The 16,663-nt window shown below is 39.3% G+C and carries 18 protein-coding genes; all 18 read left to right on the top strand.

Going from position 1 to position 16,663, the window contains the following annotated elements; translation table 11 throughout:
• The first annotated feature begins 9 nt into the window (after positions 1-9).
• The 18 genes from E7B10_RS07755 to E7B10_RS07670 all read left to right on the top strand — a co-directional run bounded on the left by E7B10_RS07755 (position 10) and on the right by E7B10_RS07670 (position 16,258).
• A complete protein-coding gene (locus E7B10_RS07755; protein ID WP_287511371.1) occupies positions 10-582 on the top strand; it encodes a hypothetical protein in 573 nt (190 codons plus the stop codon).
• 14 nt (positions 583-596) lie between these two features.
• Positions 597-1,904: a glutathionylspermidine synthase family protein gene (locus tag E7B10_RS07750; RefSeq protein ID WP_287511372.1), complete on the top strand. Its 1,308-nt coding sequence runs from the start codon at positions 597-599 to the stop codon at positions 1,902-1,904.
• Positions 1,905-2,006: 102 nt separating this feature from the next.
• On the top strand, positions 2,007-3,077 hold the full coding sequence (locus E7B10_RS07745) for a hypothetical protein (RefSeq protein ID WP_012864107.1): 1,071 nt from the start codon (positions 2,007-2,009) through the stop codon (positions 3,075-3,077).
• A gap of 10 nt (positions 3,078-3,087) precedes the next feature.
• Positions 3,088-3,519, top strand: coding sequence for a DUF350 domain-containing protein (locus tag E7B10_RS07740; RefSeq protein WP_227037957.1), 432 nt, complete (start codon positions 3,088-3,090; stop codon positions 3,517-3,519).
• A gap of 11 nt (positions 3,520-3,530) precedes the next feature.
• Entirely contained in the window at positions 3,531-4,091 is a 561-nt protein-coding gene (locus E7B10_RS07735; RefSeq protein ID WP_008603403.1) for a hypothetical protein, read from the top strand.
• Positions 4,092-4,149: 58 nt separating this feature from the next.
• Positions 4,150-4,722, top strand: coding sequence for an RNA methyltransferase (locus tag E7B10_RS07730; protein WP_005377916.1), 573 nt, complete (start codon positions 4,150-4,152; stop codon positions 4,720-4,722).
• 9 nt (positions 4,723-4,731) lie between these two features.
• Positions 4,732-5,466 carry a YebC/PmpR family DNA-binding transcriptional regulator gene (locus E7B10_RS07725; protein WP_221741834.1) on the top strand — a complete coding sequence of 245 codons (735 nt, stop codon included), beginning with the start codon at positions 4,732-4,734 and terminating at the stop codon, positions 5,464-5,466.
• Between the two features lie 204 nt (positions 5,467-5,670).
• Entirely contained in the window at positions 5,671-6,165 is a 495-nt protein-coding gene (gene ruvC, locus E7B10_RS07720; protein WP_221741836.1) for a crossover junction endodeoxyribonuclease RuvC, read from the top strand.
• Complete coding sequence (gene ruvA, locus E7B10_RS07715; RefSeq protein ID WP_221741838.1) at positions 6,165-6,773, top strand: Holliday junction branch migration protein RuvA; 609 nt, start codon at positions 6,165-6,167, stop codon at positions 6,771-6,773. The genes ruvC and ruvA overlap by 1 nt, the downstream gene beginning before the upstream one ends.
• A 2-nt stretch (positions 6,774-6,775) precedes the next feature.
• A complete protein-coding gene (ruvB, locus tag E7B10_RS07710; RefSeq protein WP_038125893.1) occupies positions 6,776-7,780 on the top strand; it encodes a Holliday junction branch migration DNA helicase RuvB in 1,005 nt (334 codons plus the stop codon).
• 2 nt (positions 7,781-7,782) lie between these two features.
• The gene (locus E7B10_RS07705) at positions 7,783-9,573 is read left to right on the top strand and encodes a SpoIID/LytB domain-containing protein (RefSeq protein WP_227065720.1); all 1,791 of its coding nucleotides are present in this window, start codon (positions 7,783-7,785) and stop codon (positions 9,571-9,573) included.
• A gap of 11 nt (positions 9,574-9,584) precedes the next feature.
• On the top strand, positions 9,585-10,610 hold the full coding sequence (gene queA, locus E7B10_RS07700; RefSeq protein WP_287512331.1) for a tRNA preQ1(34) S-adenosylmethionine ribosyltransferase-isomerase QueA: 1,026 nt from the start codon (positions 9,585-9,587) through the stop codon (positions 10,608-10,610).
• A gap of 8 nt (positions 10,611-10,618) precedes the next feature.
• Positions 10,619-11,734, top strand: a complete 1,116-nt coding sequence (gene tgt / locus E7B10_RS07695; protein ID WP_287552358.1) for a tRNA guanosine(34) transglycosylase Tgt — start codon at positions 10,619-10,621, stop codon at positions 11,732-11,734.
• Between the two features lie 77 nt (positions 11,735-11,811).
• Positions 11,812-12,102 (top strand): preprotein translocase subunit YajC, encoded by a 291-nt coding sequence (gene yajC / locus E7B10_RS07690; protein ID WP_004695596.1) that lies wholly within the window; start codon positions 11,812-11,814, stop codon positions 12,100-12,102.
• Positions 12,102-12,668 carry a 5-formyltetrahydrofolate cyclo-ligase gene (locus E7B10_RS07685; RefSeq protein WP_012864116.1) on the top strand — a complete coding sequence of 189 codons (567 nt, stop codon included), beginning with the start codon at positions 12,102-12,104 and terminating at the stop codon, positions 12,666-12,668. The genes yajC and E7B10_RS07685 overlap by 1 nt, the downstream gene beginning before the upstream one ends.
• Positions 12,669-12,686: 18 nt before the next feature.
• Positions 12,687-13,961 carry a protein translocase subunit SecD gene (gene secD / locus E7B10_RS07680; protein ID WP_004695600.1) on the top strand — a complete coding sequence of 425 codons (1,275 nt, stop codon included), beginning with the start codon at positions 12,687-12,689 and terminating at the stop codon, positions 13,959-13,961.
• A complete protein-coding gene (secF, locus tag E7B10_RS07675) occupies positions 13,958-14,851 on the top strand; it encodes a protein translocase subunit SecF (protein WP_004695602.1) in 894 nt (297 codons plus the stop codon). Before secD ends, secF begins: the two co-directional genes overlap by 4 nt.
• Positions 14,852-15,082: 231 nt before the next feature.
• A complete protein-coding gene (locus E7B10_RS07670) occupies positions 15,083-16,258 on the top strand; it encodes an MFS transporter (RefSeq protein ID WP_287511381.1) in 1,176 nt (391 codons plus the stop codon).
• Positions 16,259-16,663 lie beyond the last annotated feature (405 nt).

Genomic DNA, 16,663 nt, shown 5'->3' with positions numbered 1-16,663 from the left:
GAATATTATATGTATGAACCAAGTAAGAATACTGTTTACATAGCCATAGCCTTTACATCTATAGCAGCTTTAGTAGGCGCTTATTCGTATTGGGACGATGTTAGCTATGCTCTATGTGATGTGGTCAAACCAGAATTAAATAATGGTGAAGTACGGCTCATTGATGATGAAGGTAAAAGCTATACCTTGATTAATCACGGTGATGGAAAAGAAACTGCGCTCTATGATGATGCAGAAAAATCTGTTACCTTTCATCGTGATGAGAAAGGAAATATTATATGGGATGCAGGCTTAGCCAGTTTGATTCCAACTTTGGCGGTAGGTTACTATGCGTTCCATGGCTTTTCAGCTCCAACGGCGTATATGGATGCACCCAGTATGACCTATCGTGCTACATCGTCACTTACACCTTTTGATGCAAATACAGACGCTAGTAAATCTAATAGTGCAAGAGTAGCTAGAACTATTAATGAAATGACTAGAAATCGTTACAATACTAAAACGAGTAATCGAGCACATAGAATTGGTGAAAAGTATGGCTTTGGTAGTGTAGGGGCTCGAACTTCGAGCGGTGCCTCTTAATGAAAGGATGAACAATGAAATCCTATATTGATGAGCTTGATAGAAATATATTTAATTTCGTGGAATATGAAGGGTATGATGATCGTTATCCGTCATTATCTATGCAGGCCTTTTCATCCGACTTTTACGATGAAATTCGTCATGTTTCACGTAGATTATTTCAAATATTTTGTAAAGCTGCAAAAGTATTTCAAATGGCCCCAGATGATTTTGCACGAAACATGGATATGCCAGACAATTTAATTCCTTATTTACATAAGTCGAATGCCTTAGGGTTACCGACGTGGTTATCTCGCTTTGATTTTGTTCTCGATGTAAATGGCAATTTGCGCATGGTAGAACTTAATGCAGATACGCCGTGTTTTCTTATTGAGAGCTATTATGCCAATGAAGTTGCAGCTAATTATGTAGGACGAAAACATCCTAATAAAGAATGCCGAAAAGAATTACATACATTTTTTAAGCGCATGTATGATGCTGTTTTATCAGCTAAGTATGGTAGAAATCAATATAAGTCTATGCTGGCAAATAGAGAAAGACTACCTAAGGATCCCTTTGTATTCTCCTGCTTTCATGATTATTTTGAAGACTACGGTACAACACAATTCCTTATGAAGGAATTAAAAACAGCCTGTCCTGAGGCAGACACGCGATTCATATCCTTTTATGATATGAAGATTGATGATGAGGGCATTCCTTTAGCTGATTGTAGTCATGCGACTCTATTGTATCGATTGCATCCTATGGAACTTTTAATTGATGAACAAACACCAGATAATGAACCTTTGGGTGAGATGTTTTTAGATCTTTACGAGGAGAATAGATTTGCTCTTTTTAATCCGCCAGAGGCAATTATTTTACAAAACAAATCATTTATGTCTTTAGTGTATGCGTTGTATTTAACAGATCAATTTTTTACGAAACCAGATCGAGATATAATCGAACGATATTTGGCACCATCCTATTTTGAAAATGATTTTTCCTCTCTTGATGATGGCCTTTATATTCAAAAGGAGATTTGGGGGCGTGAAGGAAAGCATGTACAAGTTGTTCAAAAGCGTGGTGATACATCTGAGCTTTACATGGAAAAGCTAGTTGATAACTATGATGATATTATTTGTCGCGATAGTAAAAAGGTCATGTATCAAGATTTTATACAGCAGAAACGTTTTACTCATACAGTGGATTGTGGAGTGAAAGATGGATTTTTAACCTTATCCTGTTTTATGCTTGGTGATCAAGCTTCCGCGGTAGGATGCCGTTTTTCTCCGGAAGAGATAGCTGGTACAGAAGCATACTTTGTACCATTATTAATAGAGTAAGCGAAATACTATGAAATTTGTGACCATATAGTATGGGCAAACGAATGATAATAGGTGTATTTAGCAGCAGTCGTGCTTATGTCTACTTTAGCGAGGGTGTGTATGGAGTTTAATTGTTATGATGTCTTAGAGGTTCATGGCAGCCGCTATGTAATCACTGAGAAAATTAAATACATAGAGATTATTCCAAAAGCAGATAAGGAACAATCCTATAGGGGCCAGCCGTCTATGACAAAATCACCAGGTGATTATTGGCATGAATATGGACTGGAGGCTGTTGAGGGAATTGATAAGATATGGTTAACCATTGAGTATAATGATAATGAATGGTGTACCGTATCTAGAACATCCTATCATACACGGCCAGGTAAGGGTTTTACATTACATCAAATCGGATTAGAAAAGGTTGTCGATGTCGATGGTGAAAGTGGTGCCTCCGTAGGGGACCGCGCAGGATATCGAGAATATCAGCTGCCTTGTGAAGGTGGTGCTAGTGTATTCTTTGAAGAAGAGTGGTTTGAAGGTAAAAAAATGTTTGCCGAAGGGTCACGAGTGCCTTTAGTGAATATTCGCCTTTGTAATGATGCAGCCGCTCAAGCCATTAAGCAAAAGATGCGTAACAAATTTATGAAAAAGAGGTTTGGATCTATTGCTGTTGGTGTGGGGTATACTGTACTATTTTTACTATTTCTGTTTTGGTCGGATAATGATTTGTCTTGGCATAGTATACGCGCTATGTTTGGAGTGCCTTATACGGCAAAAGAACATATGCATGACACATCTGCATATTATACAAAAACAGATTCGGATAGTGACTATGTATACACGTCTACACTAGATCCTGTTAGCACCGCATTAGACTTGATTGATTCTGTGAATGGTGATATTAAGAATGAGCGGGATAACTTAGAAGAGGGACATGAAGTTATTGTATTTTATTCTGGGGACTTGGTGTATATCATTACCAATACGGATGGACAAACTAAGGTTAAGGTATGTGAACAATCAAAATTGACACAAGAGGATTGGAAAATTATTGATCGTACATTAATCAGCTCTCATATACTCGATAACTATGCGACCATGGTTCGCCTAGGGGATAATACGGGACGCGAACGATTGTATCCTACTACCAATTCTGGCAACACATCCAATACAAAATTATATTATTAGGAGGCTTATTATGATTTATATACCAGATGTATTATTGACAATTTTTTATGCTTGCTTTGGCATTATACTGATGTTAACGGCGAATACGGTTATCGATTTCTTCGTACCTGGTAAATTTAGTGAAGAAATTAAGCGTGGTAATTGTGCTGTGGCGTGGCTTTCAGCGGGATCATTTATCGGTATCGGTGAAATTTTGCGCGCTGTTATCATGTCACCAGCCGTGACTACAGCTGATACTTCCTTGTTACATGGTATCGTAGCCAGTGTTATATATGCTGTGCTTGGTATTATATTATTTGTGACAGGCTATATGTTTATCAATATTTGGCATCGTAAATATAAATTGTCCGAAGAAATTATACGCGGTAATACAGCGGCAGGCATTCTTGTGTTTGGTATCTTCGTAGGTCTTGCCCTTGTTATTAGCGGTGCTGTGCACTAAGGGAGTGTTCTATGTATAAGCCAAGTAAGAAAACCATATACCTTACAGGTGCTTTTGCTGCCGTTGCTGGTCTTGTAGGTGTGTATTCCTACTGGAATGATATCTCCTATGCTGTGTGCGACAAGGTTTACCCAGAAGCAAATGAAGGGGAGGTTCGATTAAAGGATAACCAAGGAAACCGATATTCTTTATTAAATCATGGTGATGGTAAAGAAACAGCCTTATACGACGATAATCGATCCGTTACCTTTCACCGAGATAATAGTGGAAACTTAGTGTGGGATGCGGGGCTAGCAGGGCTCTTACCAAGTATTGCTGCAGGATATTATATATTTCACGGTTTTAATCCACCTACTGCACGCATGGATGGACGAACCATGACATATCGCATAGCAGCACCATTACAAACGTATGAGGAGCCCTATGTATATACCGCATCAGGGTCGAATGTACATAGCGCTATGGGGCGGAGCTTTTATAGAACTTATGAACGCAATAGAAGTAAAAAGGCGTCTTCCATAGGACAGAAGTCTGGATTTGGTAGTGCTGGCGCACGGTCTAGTGCTTCGTAATGGATATGATGGCAATGTATGTTAATGAAGGTTAGTTTAGAATTTAGGAGATATAGTATTGGCTAATTTATATATTGGACTTGTTCATTATCCGATTATGAATAAGCATAAAGATGTGATAACGACGGCCATTACCAATTATGATATTCACGATATTGCACGCGCATCTATCACCTATGATGTATCTAAATATTTTGTGATTCATAATATACCGGCTCAACGAGAATTAGCAGCTACCATTATGGAACATTGGAAGTCAGGCTTTGGTAGTACCTATAATCCGGACAGAAAAGATGCTTTCACAGGCGTTGAACTCGTTAATTCTATCGCTGTTGCGGTGCGTACTATCGAGGAATTGGAAGGGGTAAAACCTATCGTAGCAACTACCGATGCTAGAACTTATGATAATACAATTTCCTATGCACGGATGCGCGAACATCTTGAAAATGAGGGGCGCCCTGTGTTAGTATTATTTGGTACCGGTTATGGTATGACAAAAGAAACGATGGAAAGCTTTGACTATATTTTAGAACCTATATATGGCCATGGTGAATACAATCATTTATCCGTGCGTAGTGCCGTATCAATCATCTTAGATCGGCTGCGGGGCGAAGCATGGTGGAATAAATAGGAGGCGTCTATGTCAGGACATTCTAAATGGGCAAATATTAAACATAAAAAAGGTAAAACCGATGCATTAAAAGCTAAATTGGCTACAAAAATCGGTCGTGAAATTACCGTTGCAGCACGCATGGGTGGTGCAGATCCAACTGGTAATATGCGTTTGAAATTGGCTTTACAAAAAGCTCGTGAAAACAATATTCCTAAGGATAATATTCAACGTGCTATCGACAAGGGCGTTGGCGCTACCGATATGAACGCATATGAAGAAATCGTATATGAAGGTTATGGCCCTGCCGGTGTTGCCGTTACTGTAGAGGTTATGACGGATAATCGTAATCGCGCGGCTGCTGATGTGCGTCATGCCTTCTCTAAACAAGGTGGCAACCTTGGTGAAAGCGGTTGTGTAGGCTGGATGTTTAAATCTAAAGGTGTATTCGTTATCGATAAAGAGGGTCATGATGAAGACGAAGTAACAATGCTCGCTCTCGAAGCTGGTGCAGAAGATCTTAAGTCTGAAGATGATGTGTTTGAAATTTATACAACACCAGAGGATTTTGATGCTGTAGAAGCAGCGCTTGCTGATGCGGGTATCGAAACTGTAGTAGCTAAAATTACAATGGTTCCAGATACAACGATTGAGTTAGCTGGTGATGATGCTGTAAAAATGCAGAAAATGCTCGACGTATTGGATGATCTTGATGATGTACAAAACGTATATCACAACGGTATTTTGCCAGACGATGAAGAATAAATAAACAGGGGCACTCTATGGGTGCTCCTTTTCTATTGATGAATTAAATTAGAAAGATATGTAAAAGTTAAGAAAAGTAATAGATTTCTTATATTAAATATACGGGAATTCATGAATTTCGATGTGATATTGTGCTATAATGAAATAGATTATGTAATGGAGGTAGGCGATAGCTTATCTCATTTTTAAACTAAGGGGGTTGGGGTGCGCATTATAGGAATTGACCCAGGCACGGCTATATGCGGATACGGCATTATTGACGTGAAGGGCAGCAAACTAACACCAGTAGCCTATGGGGCTATTACAACTCCTAAGGAATTAACTGATTCACAGCGATTGGAAATTCTATTTAATGATCTTAGCGATCTTTTAGAGGAATACAAGCCAGATAAGTTTGGAGTAGAGGAATTATTCTTTAACCGCAATGTAACGACAGCCATTAAGGTTGGACAAGCACGAGGTGTCATCTTATTGGCCGCCGAGCAACAGCGTATTCCACTCTATGAATATACGCCGCTACAAATCAAGCAAGCGGTCACTGGTTATGGCAAGGCTGATAAGAATCAGGTCATTTATATGACGATGAATATTTTGGGGATTCGTGAGAAAATCAAGCCCGATGATACAGCAGATGCATTGGCAGTTGCTATCTGTACGGCTCATAGTTCTCACAATGATAGATTGAAGAGGTTGGTATAATGATAGGGTATGTACGGGGCATCGTAACACATCTCTTTAAAGAGTCTTGTTATGTAGATGTACATGGCGTAGGGTATCGCGTATATGTGCCGACCACTACGCGTCAACAATTGATAGAAGGTCGTGAGGTGACGCTATTCACGTATCTTAATGTACGAGAAGATGCGATGCAACTCTACGGCTTTTGGACGGAAGAGGAATATGAGTTGTTTATACTGCTCATTTCTGTTTCCGGTATCGGTCCCAAGGTGGGGCTTGGCATTTTGTCAGGCATGACACCAGAGGCTTTTAAATTAGCGGTTATCAATGGACAGGTGCAACAATTAACTAAGTTACCTGGCATTGGTAAGAAGTCTGCGGAGCGACTTGTTTTAGAACTGAAGGATAAGATTGCTAAGATGACACATATTTCTGCAGAATCACCTGCGGCTATTCAGCCTATTGATGTCACTGCTAGTGGTGCCGTAGGGGAGGCTATTGAAGCTCTCGTATCATTAGGATACTCCGAGCGAGATGTGGCTGATATTGTTGAGTCTTTAGATGATGGTAAGCGCGATGTATCTGAGTTGATTAAAGTCAGTTTGATTGAGCTTGGGAAAGGACGATAAGGATGAATGAAGAAGTACGCCTTGTCGGCAATGGCGAGCACGAAGAGGATATATGGCAATATAGCCTTCGACCTAAGTTCTTTAATGAGTATGTAGGGCAAGAAGAGGCTAAAGGCAATCTAAATGTGTATATTCAGGCTGCAAAGCAACGTGGTGAAGCATTGGATCACGTGCTGCTCTATGGGCCTCCAGGCCTTGGCAAGACAACATTAGCAGGGATTATTGCAAATGAATTGGGTGTTAATTTTCGTATAACTTCTGGTCCGGCTATTGAAAAGTCTGGTGACTTAGCTGCAATATTAACAAATTTGGACGACCATGATGTATTATTTATCGATGAAATTCATCGCTTGTCTCGTAGTGTAGAGGAAGTGTTGTACTCTGCTATGGAAGACTATGCTATTGATATTATCATCGGTAAGGGCCCAAGTGCTCGAACTGTGCGTATTGACTTGCCAAAATTTACTTTGGTAGGTGCCACGACTCGAGCGGGTGCTTTGGCAGCACCATTACGGGATCGATTTGGTATTATTAATCGGTTGGAATATTATAAACAACCAGAGTTAGAATTTATTGTGACTCGAGCCGCAGAAATACTTAATATTGGTATTGTGTCGACTGGGGCAAGCGAAATTGCACGTCGTTCACGAGGAACACCGCGTATCGCAAACCGTCTGCTTAAACGGGTACGCGATTTTGCACAAGTCATTGGTGATGGGGTTATCACTCAAGAAATTGCAGATGAAGCATTACAACGTTTATATGTAGACAAAATGGGACTTGATCGAATTGATCGACGTGTGTTGGAATGTATTATTGAAAAATATGATGGCGGCCCTGTAGGGATTGATACCATTGCGGCGGCTATCAGCGAAGAGAGAGATACCATCGAAGATGTGTATGAACCATATTTGATGCAATTAGGATTTTTAGGACGTACACCGCGTGGGAGGGTGGCTACTAAATTGGCCTATGAGCATTTAGGTATTTCACAGACAGGGAAATAACAATGAAAACGAAACGATTACAATTGATGATAATGGCCACTTTATTTTTAGGTGTAAACATTGGCGGTGCTTCTGTAGCACATGGAGCGACGCTGCAAAATAAAAGTGCAGTGGTAACGAAAAAGCCAACGCCAAAATCAACAGTATCTAATACAACTGTATCGAAAGTAAATACGACGAAGAAATCTAGTTTTCGTCCACTTGCTACTAAATCAGCTGCAAAGCCGGTTACAATAACTAAAACGGTTTCTAAGTCAACTGCTACATCTACGGTGGTTAAACCTAGTGCAAAACCGGTTAATGTAGCAAAGCCTGCTACAGCTACAAAGCCGGTAACGATGGCTAAACCAGTTAGTGCAACAAAATCAACTAGTACTGCGAAATCTAGTACTAATGCAACAGCTACGAAATCAGCTGCTACAGGTAAAGCTACAACGGCTACAAAACCTGCGGCTTCTGCTACTGCAAAGCCAGCTACTAAACCTGCAGTTACTGGTGATAAACCTGTAGCACAAAAAAGAGCTACTGAAAAAACAGCTACTAAAAAGGTAGTAAAAACAACGGATGTGAATAGCATTCAAGCCAATACAGCAGTTATTACTCGCAACAAAGTGGGCTCCGTAGTGACGCCTGCTACAGAACGTAAAGAAAACATGCCAAATGTACGTGTTCTACTAGGTAGTCGTAGCTCCGATGCTACTGTTACATCTACAGCTAATATGGTTGTATTGAACAGCGGTAATGGTCAAGTTAGCACAATCAGTGCTAATCGTGGTACATCTATTGGCGTTCGCGGCGGCAAGATTGCTGTAAATGGAAAGGCTATTGATAGTGTGGTTACATTGAAGCCTGCGAATGGTGATGCACCATTCTTGTTCGAAGGTAAAGGTTATCGTGGCGGTTTAACATTACGTGCCAATAATGGAACCATGATGGTCATTAATTCTGTGCCCCTTGAGGATTACCTGTATGGTGTTGTCCCACAAGAGGTAGTACCGTCTTGGCCGGCTGCTGCATTAGAGGCACAAGCCGTAGCAGCTCGTACTTATGCTCTTCATACGATGGAACAAAATAAAGGTAAATTCTACGATGTGAGTAATTCCACGGATCATCAAGTTTATAGTGGTGTGAGTGGTGAATCTCAAGCTACCACAAATGCAGTAAATAAAACTAAAGGCGTAGTTATGCTTTATGATCAACGTCCTATTAATGCCTTATTCCATTCTGATGGCGGTGGCTATACAGAGGATAGTGTAAATGTTTGGGGAAGTGATGTGCCATACTTGAAAGGGGTAAAAGACTTTAGTACTGGTACATCTACATCGAATTGGACTGTTACTACCTCTCGTCAAGCTCTTGAAAGTAAACTTAATGCGGCAAGTAAAGGGGTAGGTAAATTGAAGAGCATTCAGTTGACTCCTCTTGGTAAGCCTGGGCAACAAACATCGGACCGCGGTGTATCAGGTCGTATAAAGAGTGCTACTTTCATAGGTACCTCTGGAAAAACTACTGTAGATGGCGATGCATTGCGTAGTATTTTAGGTTTAAAATCTACACTATTTGATTTCTATGTAAATCACAACCCTGCTAAAGGCACGGGAAAGGCATATCATAGCTTTACTGGCAAGAATGATACTGTTTATATTAAAGGCCACGGTTGGGGTCATGGCCTTGGTATGTCTCAATGGGGCGCTGCGGAAATGGCAAAGCGTGCTAATCCTGGAGATATAAATTATTACCAAACTATTTTGCGTCACTACTATAGTGGCATTACATTGAAGAAAATGTACTAATAAGGATTACGATGAAAGTTACAGATTTTGATTATGAATTGCCAGAGGAACTGATTGCTCAGCATCCTGTAGAACCTCGTGATACAGCACGGCTTTTAACCTTAGATAAGGTAAGTGGTGAAGTTAAACATAAAGGACATTTTCATGATTTACTAGAAGAGCTTCATGAAGGAGATGTGCTTGTATTTAATAATACAAAGGTTATCCCTGCAAGATTATATGGACATCGTCAAGGTTCTGGTGGCAAGGTGGAGGTACTTCTACTCACACCATGTGGTGAAAATCGATGGGAATGCCTTGTTAAACCGGGGAAAAAATGTCCTATCGGGCAAGTTATAGAGTTTGATGACCGCCTAAGTGGAGTTATTATAGATAAAACAGATTTTGGAGGCCGTATCATTCAGTTCACATGCAACGGTGTGTTTGATGATGTGATTCAAGAAATTGGTGAAATGCCATTACCTCCATACATTCATGAAAAGTTAGAAGATAAAGATCGTTATCAAACGGTATATGCTAAGGAGAAAGGCTCTGCTGCGGCACCAACTGCAGGACTTCACTTTACACCTGACCTCTTAGAAAAGATTAAAGCTAAAGGTGTAGAGCTTGAGTTTGTAACCTTACATGTTGGACTTGGCACCTTTAGACCTGTATCGGCAGAGACTATTGAAGACCACGAAATGCATAGTGAGTTCTTTGTTGTACCTCAAGATACGGCGGATCGAATCAATGCAGCTAAACAAAAAGGGTCTCGTATCATTGCCGTAGGTACTACATCGGTGCGTACTCTTGAGTCTGCTACGAATGATGATGGTGTATTACAAGGTATGAGTGGTTGGACTCAAATTTTTATCTATCCTGGCTATAAATTTAAGATGATTGATGCGTTGGTAACGAATTTTCACTTGCCTCAATCTACATTGTTAATGTTGATTAGTGCACTAGCTGGTCGTGAACACTGTTTGGCGGCCTACGAAGAAGCTGTACGTGAACGTTATCGTTTCTTTAGCTTCGGAGATGCTATGTTTATACGTTAGGAGGGACTATGCCGAGTATTACTTATGAATTACAAAAGACATGTCCTCATACGGGGGCACGGGCAGGTTTATTGCATACGCCACATGGTACCTTCCAAACACCGATGTTTATGCCTGTAGGCACGCAAGCGACAGTTAAAACTATGACACCAGAAGAACTAAAGGCTATGGGTTCTCAAGTTATTTTGAGTAATACCTATCATTTATTTCTTCGCCCAGGGCCGGAGCTTATAGAAGAGGCTGGGGGCCTACATAAATTTATGAATTGGGATCAAGCGATTCTTACTGATAGTGGTGGATTCCAAGTATTTAGTTTAGGCGATATGCGCAAAATTACTGAGGATGGTGTTACATTTAGATCCCACATTGATGGATCAAAACAGTTTCTATCTCCTGAAGTGGCTACAAAGGTACAAGAACAATTAGGTTCTGATATTGCGATGGCTTTTGACGAATGTATTCCGTATCCCGCGGATCATGATTATGCGAAACGCTCTACGGCGCGTACCACGCGTTGGGCGCATCGTTGCCAAGAGGCTCGTAAAGCTCATGACCGCCAAGGCATGTTTGGTATCGTTCAAGGTGGCATGTACAAAGACTTGCGCAAACAAAGTGCGGAAGAACTTGTAGCTATGGATTTTGAAGGTTATAGCATCGGCGGTTTATCCGTTGGGGAACCTCATGATTTAATGAATGAAATCTTAGAATATACTACGCCATTATTGCCAACTAACAAGGCTCGTTATTTGATGGGCGTTGGCACCGCAGATTGTCTGGTAGAAGGTGTAGCACGTGGAGTTGATATGTTTGATTGTGTATATCCAACTCGTGTTGCTCGAAATGGGATGGCCATGACCTGGAATGGTCGCCTTAATATTCGAAATGCTCAATTTGCTCATGATTGGGGCCCTTTAGAAGAAGGTTGCCAATGTTATACATGTAAAAATTATTCCCGTGCATATATTCGTCACTTATATAAGGCAGAAGAGATTTTGGCATTACGCCTTGTAACGTATCATAATCTCTATTTCTTATTAGAGTTTATGCGTCAAATGAGACAAGCTATCTTAGAAGATCGGTTCCCGCAATTTAGAATGCAATTTTGGGATAGCTTTAAAAAATAGTAATTAAGTCTAGTCAAATTTATATTAGGTGGCTATACTAGAAAAGAAATACATATTTATTAACCTAGGAGGATAACATGGGAGATATTCAACAAATCTTGCAAACTAGCTGGCCTATTTTGTTAATGGTAGTAATTTTTTACTTTTTATTGTGGCGTCCACAAAAGAAACAACAAAAAGAGCGTGCTAGTTTGTTAGGTAGCTTAAAAAAAGGCCAAAAAATCGTTACTATTGGTGGTATTTATGGTGAAATTGTTGAACTTGATGATGAAAAAGTCAAGGTACAGGTATCTGAAAAAGTTGAATTAACATTTGCTCGTACAGCAGTTGCTAACGTACTGTCTAAGAAAAACAAGGAAGAAAAATAATGAATACAAAGGAAGCAGTGCGCCAGGCGTGTAAGTCTCAGCGCGCTGCTTTATCCGTTGCTGATTGTAGGCAGTGGACGTCGATATTGACGAATCAAATCGTCAATAGTCCTGAGTATATATCGGCAAAAAATATTATGGCCTATTTGGCGATGCCTAAAGAGGCCAATTTAGACGATGTGATTCGTCATGCTTTAGAACATGATAAATCTGTATACGTTCCAGTATGTACTGATAAGACGACTATGATTGCAGTTCGTCTTAAGTCTCTAGAATCTATCACTCAGGGTGTGTTAAATATACGTATTCCTGCTGAGCCATACGATATTATTGATCCGTGTGATTTGGATTTGATTTTAGTGCCTGGTGCTGGCTTTGACCGTCAAGGTGGTCGCATGGGAATGGGGAATGGGTATTATGATCGATTTCTCAAGGAACTTTCACCAAGTACATTTATGGGCGTTTGTTGGACTGTACAATTATGGGAAACACCAATCCCAATGGAAGCATTAGACCAACGAATGAGTAAAATTGTGACAGAGCAAGGCATTATACATTGTGTATAGCAGAAGGGAGCAACTATTTTGAACGGTAAAGCTATTATCAAGTTTTTAGTAGTCATTGCTGCCATCATTGGATTATTTGCGTATTTTATTCAACCATTAGCAGGCTCTTTGAAACAAGGCCTAGACTTGCAAGGTGGTACGCATATCGTATTGGAAGCAGAGGACTCTGCGACTGGTACAGCTGACAATGATGCAGTGGAACGGGCGAAGCAAATCTTAGAACGTCGTATTAATGAAATGGGTTTATCTGAACCATTGGTACAACGTGAAGGTGCTCGTCGTATTATCATTGAATTGCCAGGTGTAAAAGATCCTGACGAAGCGATTAAACGTATCGGTAAAACTGCGGTCTTGGAATTTAAAAACGACCAAGGTCAAACCGTTATGACTGGTGATGACTTAAAAGATGCGAAAGAAGAGTTAGGTCAAAATAAACAACCACTCGTTGCTATTGAATTAAGTGATGAAGGGGCTAAGAAGTTTGCTGATTTAACATCTAAAAATATTGGTCGTCGTATTGCCATTACATTGGATGGTAAAGAATTGACTAATCCTGTAGTACAACAAGCAATTACAGGTGGTAAAGCCACTATCTCTGGTAGTCAAAGTTTAGAAGAAGCTAAAGACTTAGCTATTTTATTACGTTCCGGTGCATTACCTGTTAAAATTAATGTATTAGAAGTGCGTACAGTTGGTCCTTCTTTGGGTCAAGACTCCAAGGATAAATCTGTTGTAGCCTTCAGTGCTGGTATTGCAATGATCATGATTTTCTTGGTTATTTTATATCGTTTTTCTGGTATCGTAGCTAATATTGCATTACTTGTATATGTTATGCTCTTATTGCTCGTATTAGGCAAAGGCTTTAATGCGACTATGACATTGCCAGGTATCGCGGGTATTATCTTGTCTATGGGTGTTGCTGTAGATGCGAACATTCTTATCTTTGAACGTTTTAAGGAAGAGGTATTTTCCGGCAAATCTATGCGTGTTGCTATGGAAGCAGGCTTTAGCCGTGCGTTAGCCACAATTACTGATGCAAACGTATCCGTTATCATTACAGCTGGTATCTTAACTATTTTAGGCTCTGGTCCTGTAAAAGGCTTCGCTATCAGCTTAGGCGTAGGTGTTGTGGTGAGTATGTTCACTGCGATTACTGTGAGTCATTTCTTATTGCGCTTATTAATCGATTGTAACTTTACAAACCATCCATTCTGGTTTGGTGCGAATATTTCTCCGAGCACAAGTGCTGACGCATTTGCACCTAAATCTTTGAAAGGAGGTAAACGCAAATGACATTAGACGTAATTAAACATCATCGTTGGTGGTTTGCTATTTCCTCCACACTCGTTATAATCAGCTTAATTTCCATATTTACTAAAGGGTTTAACTTTGGTATTGATTATACTGGTGGTACGATTGTTGAAGTTGTATTTGATCAACCTGTAGAGGTTAGTCAAGTTCGTGACGTTCTAAAAGAATATAATCTTGAAAATGCACAAATTCAGCTTTCCGGTGATACTACTGGTGATACAGCGGGCGAAGACGTAATGATTCGTACACGTAATCTCGAGTCTAGTGAAAGTGCCGCTGTTGTTGATTCTTTGACTAAATCTATTGGTAATAATACAGTTAAACGTATTGAAACTGTAGGAGCTGTAATTGGTTCTGAAGTTACAGAACATGCGTTATTGAATCTTGTTATAGCATTTGCAGCATTAGCTCTATATATTTCTTATCGTTTTGAATATAAGGTTGCCATTTCTGCGTTAGTTGCCATTTTCCATGACTTGATTATGGTTCTTGGTGTTTTCTCTTATTTCCAACTAGAAATTGATGCATCCTTCTTAGCTGCCATTCTTACGGTTGTAGGTTACTCCATGAATGAATCTGTAGTTATCTTTGACCGTGTTCGTGAAAATACGCATACACATAAACGTTCTGATACATTTGCAGATTTGGCGAATGCGTCTATTACACAAAGTATTCACCGTAGTTTCTATACATTGGCTACCGTTATGTTTGCTTGTGTATCCCTTTATCTATTCGGTGGGGACACTACAAAGAACTTTGCCCTTTGTATGATCATCGGTTTTGCTAGTGGTGCGTACTCCTCTATCTGTGTAGCTACATCCTTGTGGGTTATGTGGAAGAGCCGTAATAAAAATGACGTACGTAATCAATAATAAGTTATAAATTATTATTATTGTGTTAATGATTAAAGTATAAGAACCTCTCTGGATTTATTTTTAGAGAGGTTCTTTTATTTTGCTATCTTTTATTATGTAAAATGGTATAGGTATTTTACAGATAACAGTCATTTTTAACTATATAAAATTTAAAAAGGCTTGTTCTTGAATTCTATAAGATAGAGGCGTAAAATGGCTAGGTGACACGATACAAAAGGAGATACAAATATGGATTCAAATAGATTATGGAGCCCTGCTTTTACTAATTATGGTATTAGTAGTGGTATTTTATATATGACTCAATATGTTCTCGTAGCGGCATTGCCAATCGTAATCACGTCTGAGCTGGCTGGCAGTGATCTTGATGCGGGTTTAGCGATGACATATTTCCAAATTGGTACAATTTTATGTAGGATTTTTGCAGGACGATTAATAGATGGTTTTAATAAGCGTATTGTTCTATTAATATCAACAGCCTTGTTTTTCATTATTATGGGATTATTTAATTTTACTACATCCTTAGAGGCTGTTTTCGTACTACGTGGGTTACATGGTGTTGTGTTTGTCCTTGGAACAACTGTAATGGCTACTCTAGCAGTATTAGTATTACCTCCTAGTCGAAAAGGTGAGGGAGTTAATATGTTTGCTATCTTTTCAAATATAGCAATGGTATTAGGACCTGCTATCGGCTTATATGCTTTATCGTCATACGGTAGTATGGCATTGTACATATTTTTAACGATTATGACTGGATTGGCTATGGTCTTAAGTAATATTATTCCCCTATCAAAGGAGTTAGCAGTACCTAAACAATCAAAATATAAAGGTTGGCATATTTCCCAGTTTATAGAAAATAAAAGTTTACCTTGGGCTTTAATGGGCTTATTTATTGGTTTTACTTATTCTGGTGTTTTAGTTTTTATACCCATAGAACTTAATAGCATGGGGGCAGGAATATGGGGAAGTGCTTTCTTTGCTATTTTTGCGTTGATGATTATTATTAGTCGACCTATAGTAGGAAAAATATATGCTCGATATGGTTCAAAAATTATTATCTATACAGGATTAGGATTATTTATACTAGGCTTATTTGTATTGGGATTAGCTATAACCCCATTAGCTATTCTATTCACCGCTCCGTTGTTGGGGTTAGGCTATGGTGCAGCACAACCTGCATTCCAAGCACTGGCTATACAATCAGCTCCTATTGAGCGTGCGGGTGTATCAACAGCAACATATTTTTTAGCATTAGATATAAGTGTTGGTGCTGGATCAGTTATACTTGCAGTATTAGCTAGTGCGTGGGGTTATCAATATTTGTATATGTTCACTGCATTAGTTATGGTGATAGCACTTGCTTTGTATCATATGTGGGTAAAAAGATATACTCCTTTAGAACTATAGTTGGTTAAGGTAAAAATTGGGTAAATAAATATTTAACAAGTTAAAATGGCTTCTAATGAGATATTATGTATAGGATGCAATAAAAATAATGAAAGCAAGATGAAATTTTTGGGATAACAATTTTATATATTGACGTTTATTATATTTATGCTATACTTATACAAGTCATTAGGACACAGCTCAAATGATAAGTATGAAAAACTTCTTAGAAGTTAAAAAAAGCACTTGACGGAATGAGCTGGACTTGATAGAATAATCAAGTCGCCAGTTGATGAAACACTTCGATGAAAGAGTGTGTAGACTGGTACAGATCTTTGAAAACTGAACAATGATAGGTAATCAATCATATGATTGAACATATGCCAGAGTGCGGGTTTTGACATAGTCAAAACCAACCATAATTCA

It is taken from the genome of Veillonella sp. (genome assembly GCF_032470285.1).
In the GTDB taxonomy this organism is placed as follows: Bacteria; Bacillota; Negativicutes; order Veillonellales; family Veillonellaceae; genus Veillonella.
Note: the sequence above shows the minus strand (reverse complement) of the source record. Positions and strands in the feature narration are given on the sequence as shown.

Excerpts from the sequence above, each read along its gene's own strand:
- E7B10_RS07735 (WP_008603403.1), top strand. The coding sequence starts at position 3,531 with ATGTATAAGCCAAGTAAGAAAACCATATACCTTACAGGTGCTTTTGCT.
- E7B10_RS07725 (WP_221741834.1), top strand. The coding sequence starts at position 4,732 with ATGTCAGGACATTCTAAATGGGCAAATATTAAACATAAAAAAGGTAAA.
- E7B10_RS07750 (WP_287511372.1), top strand. The coding sequence starts at position 597 with ATGAAATCCTATATTGATGAGCTTGATAGAAATATATTTAATTTCGTG.
- E7B10_RS07705 (WP_227065720.1), top strand. The coding sequence starts at position 7,783 with ATGAAAACGAAACGATTACAATTGATGATAATGGCCACTTTATTTTTA.
- queA (WP_287512331.1), top strand. The coding sequence starts at position 9,585 with ATGAAAGTTACAGATTTTGATTATGAATTGCCAGAGGAACTGATTGCT.
- E7B10_RS07745 (WP_012864107.1), top strand. The coding sequence starts at position 2,007 with ATGGAGTTTAATTGTTATGATGTCTTAGAGGTTCATGGCAGCCGCTAT.
- tgt (WP_287552358.1), top strand. The coding sequence starts at position 10,619 with ATGCCGAGTATTACTTATGAATTACAAAAGACATGTCCTCATACGGGG.
- E7B10_RS07670 (WP_287511381.1), top strand. The coding sequence starts at position 15,083 with ATGGATTCAAATAGATTATGGAGCCCTGCTTTTACTAATTATGGTATT.
- secF (WP_004695602.1), top strand. The coding sequence starts at position 13,958 with ATGACATTAGACGTAATTAAACATCATCGTTGGTGGTTTGCTATTTCC.
- E7B10_RS07755 (WP_287511371.1), top strand. The coding sequence starts at position 10 with ATGTATGAACCAAGTAAGAATACTGTTTACATAGCCATAGCCTTTACA.
- ruvB (WP_038125893.1), top strand. The coding sequence starts at position 6,776 with ATGAATGAAGAAGTACGCCTTGTCGGCAATGGCGAGCACGAAGAGGAT.
- yajC (WP_004695596.1), top strand. The coding sequence starts at position 11,812 with ATGGGAGATATTCAACAAATCTTGCAAACTAGCTGGCCTATTTTGTTA.
- E7B10_RS07685 (WP_012864116.1), top strand. The coding sequence starts at position 12,102 with ATGAATACAAAGGAAGCAGTGCGCCAGGCGTGTAAGTCTCAGCGCGCT.
- ruvA (WP_221741838.1), top strand. The coding sequence starts at position 6,165 with ATGATAGGGTATGTACGGGGCATCGTAACACATCTCTTTAAAGAGTCT.
- E7B10_RS07740 (WP_227037957.1), top strand. The coding sequence starts at position 3,088 with ATGATTTATATACCAGATGTATTATTGACAATTTTTTATGCTTGCTTT.